Origin of the sequence: Frankia sp. AiPs1 (genome assembly GCF_023716945.1) — a bacterium.
Classification (GTDB): domain Bacteria; phylum Actinomycetota; class Actinomycetes; order Frankiales; family Frankiaceae; genus Frankia.
The window spans coordinates 1-1,800 of record NZ_JAMQQF010000847.1 but is presented as its reverse complement, the minus strand read 5'-3'; the positions used below and the strand labels follow the sequence as shown (position 1 = coordinate 1,800).

Sequence of the window (1,800 nt, the reverse complement as noted above, 5' to 3'; positions counted from 1 at the left end):
GGCCCACACCGGATCGGCCGGCCGCCCCCGCACCGCCCGCCCCCACCGGCTCACCGACGGCGGATCGCCCGCGCCGACGGGCGGCCCCGGCGCACCGGCATCAGCGCGATCATCGCCGTCATCGCCGTCATCGCCGTCATCGCCGTCATCGCCGTCATCGCCGTCATCACGGCGATCACCGTGATTACCGTGATCGCCGTCGCGACCGTCGCGCGTCGCCGGAACCGCCGGGGCGTCGGCGCTGACCGCGGCGCTGGGCAGGACCGTCGCGCTGGAGGTGTCCTCGGGCTGCGTCATACGCCAGATACTCACCGTGCAACCTGTGCGCAAGCTGAGAGTGGTCGGATGCGCCGCCGCCGGCGGCGGCCCCGACTCTCGGAGCCGTGACGATGGCCGGCGAGCAGTGCACGAGCAACTGCTATCGCATCAGCACTTGCGGCGGTGGCGCAGGAGGGCGAACGCGCGCGCCAGCAGCGCGAACAGGTCGTTGATGTCGATGTCGCCGCGGACCCGTGTTTCCGCACGTTACAGTGCCCGCCGTAGGGATGTCGTACGCTGATAGGTGTCGAGGTGAAGCGTCGGAACGCCTCGATGCCGGGTTCGGCTCCATGGCGCGTAGGTTCTACGTGAATTGGGGCTTTTTCTATGTCGCACTTCGACAGCCGACCCACCCTGGTCATGGGTGCCCGCGGCAGTATCGGTACGTTCGTTCTGAGCGCGCTGCGTGAGCAGGGTCTGCCGGTGCGCGCTTCAGCCCGCAAACCGCAGCCAGGACAGTTCCCGACGGACATCGAGGTATTCGCCGCGGACCTGGGCGACCCGGCCAGCCTTCACAGCGCGTTCGCCGGCGTGCGCCAGGTCTTCCTCTACGCCCACCACGACGGTACGGATGGCGTGATCGCTGCCGCCCGGGCCGCCGGGGTGGAAAAGCTTGTGCTGATGTCCTCGGGCAGTGTGATTCACCCGACCTCGGCGGGCAACATCATCACCGAGGAGCACCGGGCGATCGAGAACGCGTTTGCGGCGGCATCCGATCTGACGGTGGTGCCGGTACGGCCGCTCGTGCTGGCGACCAACGCGCTCAACTGGGCCTGGCCGATCAAGGCCGGCAACACCGTGGCGCTGTACAAGCTCGACGCCCTGACTGCTCCGATCCACGAGAGCGATGTTGCTGCGGTCGCCGTCGCGGCGCTGGCGGGGAACACCTCGCCGCAGGTGAGCGGTCTGCTGACCGGCCCGGCGCGCCTGAGCCAGCGCGATCAGGTTGCTGCGATCGCGGCCGCCACGGGCAAGGACATCACCGTCACCGAGCTTTCCCGACGCGAGGCTTCGGCCCAGTTCTCGCGGTTCATGCCCGCAGACGAGGCCGAGGCGGTGCTGCAGTTCCTCGACGACGCCGATGCGGGCAACTCGCCCGCCACCGACACCGTCACTCAGGTCACAGGCCGCCCGGCGACCGGGTTCGACATCTGGGCGGCGGACCACGACGCCGACTCCTGACACTCGCTGAGGGAGACGGAGGGAGAAGCCGATGCCGAAGATCACCACGGGTATGGTTCTGCTGACGGTCACCGCGCTATTGGGCGGCGCGGGACCCTAACGTGTTCGACTGGAACGAAACCCACATTCACAATCCGCACTGGCCGCCGCACACCAAGGTACAGTAGCTATCCGGCCCGGAGGGCCTTAGTGCCTGTTCTGAATCTTGATCGCCGTTAGGTCCCGCTGGTTGTCCGTGGCGTCCAGCGGGAGACCGGGGTTCGGCGGGCGAGCCGGCGGACCATCGTGTGGATCATGGCC

At 68.5% G+C, this 1,800-nt stretch carries 2 protein-coding genes and 1 pseudogene; 2 read left to right on the top strand and 1 reads right to left on the bottom strand.

The features are described 5' to 3' along the window. A partial coding sequence (locus ND748_RS31240) for a hypothetical protein (RefSeq protein ID WP_251749897.1) occupies positions 1–312 on the bottom strand: 312 nt, incomplete at its 3' end. A gap of 366 nt (positions 313–678) precedes the next feature. Here ND748_RS31240 and ND748_RS31235 point away from each other — a divergent pair. Continuing rightward, complete coding sequence (locus ND748_RS31235; RefSeq protein WP_251749896.1) at positions 679–1,500, top strand: SDR family oxidoreductase; 822 nt, start codon at positions 679–681, stop codon at positions 1,498–1,500. 92 nt (positions 1,501–1,592) lie between these two features. Next, positions 1,593–1,667 (top strand): annotated as a pseudogene (locus ND748_RS35215) (DUF6640 family protein); the annotation flags it as partial. Positions 1,668–1,800 lie beyond the last annotated feature (133 nt).